Below are 3470 nucleotides of genomic sequence, written 5' to 3'. Positions count from 1 at the left end.
ACCAAGCTCGCCTTCCATGTGGCCACCCCGGCGCTGCTGTTCGAAACCATGGCCAAAGCCGATCTCACCGTGCTCGTCTCCGGTCCGCTGCTCATCACGGCGCTCAGCACGTTCGCCATGGCGGCCGTTTACGCAGGGGTCGCACTCGTCAGGCGATGGTCGCCGGGTGACAGCACCGTCGGCGCCCTGTGCGCAAGCTACGTGAACGCGGGCAACCTCGGCATCCCCATCGCCGCCTACGTTCTGGGAGACGCGTCGCTGGTCGCCCCCGTGATCCTCTTCCAGCAGCTGGTGGTCTCACCGGTCGGACTGACCGCGCTGGAGGTGTTCTCCGCACGGACCGGGCGACGCAGGGGACCCCTGCACCGGCTGACAACCCCGTTCCGCAACCCGGTGGTGATCGGTTCGCTGTCCGGCGTCGCCGTGGCGGCCACCGGACGGACCCTCCCTGACTCCGTGCTCGAACCGTTCCACCTGGTGGGCGCGATGTCGGTGCCCGCCGTGCTGCTCGCCTTCGGCATGTCCCTGCGCGGCAGCGCAGTGCTCTCGCGTGACCACGACCGGTTCCCGGTCGTGCTGGCCGTGGCATGCAAGTCGGTGGGGCAGCCGCTGGTGGCGTGGGCGATCGGGGCGGGTGTGTTCCAGCTGCCGAGGGCCGCCCTGTTCGCGGTGGTGGTGACCTCGGCACTCCCCTCGGCGCAGAACCTGTTCACCTACGCCGCCCGCTACGAGGTGGGCACACGCCTGGCCCGGGAGTCCATCCTGCTGTCCACGCTGGCGGCAGCGCCCGTACTGGTCCTGATCGCCGCCGTCCTCGGCTGACGCCTGAGCCGGCGGCCGCTCGGGTATCAGGCCACGTTGACTCTCCCCCTGACTTCGTCGGGGGGACCCCCGAGGTCAGGCCACGTTCACTCTCTGTCCGGGCGGGGCCGCCTCCAGCCAGGCGAGGAAGCCGGTGAGGGCGTCCTCGCTCAAGGCGAGCTCGACGCGGGTGCCGCCCAGTGAGCAGGCGAGGACGACGGCGTCGGAGAGCAGGGCCAGCTCTTCCTCGCCCTCGGGCAGCCGGCGCTGGAGCACCTCGATGCCGTCGCGCTGCAGGAAGCGGCGGGGGCGCGGCGCGTAGGAGAAGACCCGGAACCACTCGATCTGGTCACCGTTGTAGCGTGCGATGCCGTACGCCCAGCCCTTGCCGTTGGCGTGGTCGGGTACGGCGGCCGGGTTCTCGCCCGACGCCGGAGGCGACTCCGCCGACCCCGGCGAATCCGCCGTCGGCGCGGGGGCCGGGACCGGCGCGTTCCAGCGCAGGTTGCAGTCGAAGGTGCCGCCGGAGCGCTGGATCAGCCGGCGCCGTACCCCGAAGGCGAACAGGCCCGCCAGCGCCAGCAGCAGGGCCGCACCGCACAAGGAGAGAGCGAGGACCATGTTCACCGACCTCCTCGCTGTCTCTCGATGGGTTCAGCCGCGGGCCGTTCCGTAGCGTTCCGGAACAGCCCGCGGCTGCGTGTCGTACCCGTCGTACCCGGCTTTCCGCCCGGTTTCGGCCGCCTCAGCGGACCGCCACCGCTCGCATCCGGACCTCGGCGCGCCGTTCGGCGGCGGCGTCGGTGTCCGACTTTGCCCGGTCCAGCGCCCGCTCGGCGCGCTCGACGTCGATCTCGTCGGCAAGCTCCGCGATCTCCGCGAGCAGCGACAGCTTGTCATCCGCGAAGGAGATGAAGCCCCCGTGCACCGCGGCGACGACGGTGCCCTCGCCGCTCTCGCCGGTCGTACGGATCGTGACCGACCCCGCCTCCAGCACGCCGAGCAGCGGCTGGTGGCCGGGCATGACGCCGATGTCGCCCGAGGTGGTGCGCGCGACGACCAGGCTGGCCTCGCCCGACCAGACCTTGCGGTCCGCGGCGACCAACTCGACGTGCAGCTCAGCCACTGTGGCTCCTTCGTTGATGTGAAAAGGATAAGGGGTGCGAGGCGGGGACGGGCCCAAGGGTCGGGTCCGTCCCCGCCGACCGGCCCTCCGGCCGGCCGACCCCGGCGTCAGGAGACGCCGAGGTCCTTCGCGTTGGCCTTCAGGTCCTCCAGACCACCGCACAGGAAGAACGCCTGCTCGGGGAAGTGGTCGTAGTCGCCGTCGGCGATCGCGTTGAACGCGGCGATCGACTCGTCCAGCGGTACGTCCGATCCGTCCATGCCGGTGAACTGCTTCGCCGCGTGGGTGTTCTGCGACAGGAAGCGCTCGATCCGCCGGGCGCGGCTGACGGTGAGCTTGTCCTCCTCGCTCAGCTCGTCGATGCCGAGGATGGAGATGATGTCCTGGAGGTCCTTGTACTTCTGCAGGATCCCCTTGACGCGCTGGGCGCAGTCGTAGTGGTCCTGCGTGATGTAGCGCGGGTCCAGGATGCGGGACGTCGAGTCCAGCGGGTCGACCGCCGGGTAGATGCCCTTCTCCGAGATCGGCCGGGACAGCGTGGTGGTCGCGTCCAGGTGGGCGAACACGTTCGCCGGGGCCGGGTCGGTGAGGTCGTCCGCGGGCACGTAGATCGCCTGCATCGAGGTGATCGAGTTGCCGCGGGTGGAGGTGATGCGCTCCTGGAGCACACCCATCTCGTCCGCCAGGTTCGGCTGGTAGCCCACCGCGGAGGGCATCCGGCCGAGCAGCGTGGAGACCTCGGAACCGGCCTGGGTGAAGCGGAAGATGTTGTCCACGAAGAACAGCACGTCCTGCTTCTGCACATCGCGGAAGTACTCCGCCATGGTCAGACCGGCGAGCGCGACCCGGAGCCGGGTGCCCGGCGGCTCGTCCATCTGCCCGAAGACCAGCGCGGTCTGCGGGAGGACGCCGGACTCGGCCATTTCGGCGATGAGGTCGTTGCCCTCACGCGTACGCTCGCCGACACCCGCGAAGACGGAAACGCCCTCGTGCAGCTTGGCCACACGCATGATCATTTCCTGGATGAGGACGGTCTTGCCGACGCCGGCGCCGCCGAACAGGCCGATCTTGCCGCCCTTGACGTACGGGGTCAGCAGGTCGACGACCTTCAGGCCGGTCTCGAACATCTCGGTCTTCGACTCGAGCTGGTCGAAGGCCGGGGCCTTGCGGTGGATCGGCCAGCGCTCGGTGACCTCGGACTCGGCCTCCGGCTCGTTGAGGATCCTGCCCAGGGTGTTGAACACCCGGCCCTTGGTCACGTCGCCGACGGGCACGGTGAGACCGACGCCCGTGTCGGTGACCTCGGCCTGACGGATCAGACCGTCGGTCGGCTCCATGGCGATGGCGCGCACCACACCCTCGCCGAGGTGCTGTGCCACCTCCAGGGTGAGCGTCTTCTTCTTGCCGGCCTCGGCCGGGTCGGCGATCTCGACAGTCAGGGCGTTGTAGATGTCCGGCATCGTGTCGACGGGGAACTCCACGTCGACGACCGGGCCGATGACACGTGCGACGCGGCCCGCCGCCGTCGTGGCCTTCTCAAGAG

The 3470-nt window shown here is 69.9% G+C and carries 4 protein-coding genes; 1 reads left to right on the top strand and 3 read right to left on the bottom strand.

Annotated elements, in window-relative coordinates; all coding sequences use genetic code 11:
* On the top strand, nucleotides 1-822 hold an 822-nt coding region (locus tag ACRDP3_RS26120; RefSeq protein ID WP_431519465.1), incomplete at its 5' end, for an AEC family transporter.
* 75 nt (nucleotides 823-897) lie between these two features.
* On the opposite strand, the gene ACRDP3_RS26115 is transcribed toward ACRDP3_RS26120, so the two are convergent.
* The 3 genes from ACRDP3_RS26115 to atpD form a co-directional block, all read right to left on the bottom strand.
* Nucleotides 898-1422, bottom strand: coding sequence for a DUF2550 domain-containing protein (locus ACRDP3_RS26115; protein ID WP_431519464.1), 525 nt, complete (start codon nucleotides 1420-1422; stop codon nucleotides 898-900).
* A 124-nt stretch (nucleotides 1423-1546) separates the two neighbouring features.
* Complete coding sequence (locus ACRDP3_RS26110) at nucleotides 1547-1927, bottom strand: F0F1 ATP synthase subunit epsilon (RefSeq protein WP_431519463.1); 381 nt, start codon at nucleotides 1925-1927, stop codon at nucleotides 1547-1549.
* A 107-nt stretch (nucleotides 1928-2034) separates the two neighbouring features.
* Nucleotides 2035-3470: F0F1 ATP synthase subunit beta (atpD, locus tag ACRDP3_RS26105; RefSeq protein WP_431519462.1), on the bottom strand; the 1436-nt coding region annotated here is incomplete at its 5' end.

The sequence above is a fragment of the Streptomyces sp. genome, assembly GCF_050698815.1.
In the GTDB taxonomy this organism is placed as follows: domain Bacteria; phylum Actinomycetota; class Actinomycetes; order Streptomycetales; family Streptomycetaceae; genus Streptomyces.
Note: the sequence above shows the minus strand (reverse complement) of the source record. Positions and strands in the feature narration are given on the sequence as shown.

Bases quoted from the DNA above. Each gene is read 5' to 3' on its own strand.
- ACRDP3_RS26115 (WP_431519464.1), bottom strand. From the start codon at position 1,422: ATGGTCCTCGCTCTCTCCTTGTGCGGTGCGGCCCTGCTGCTGGCGCTG.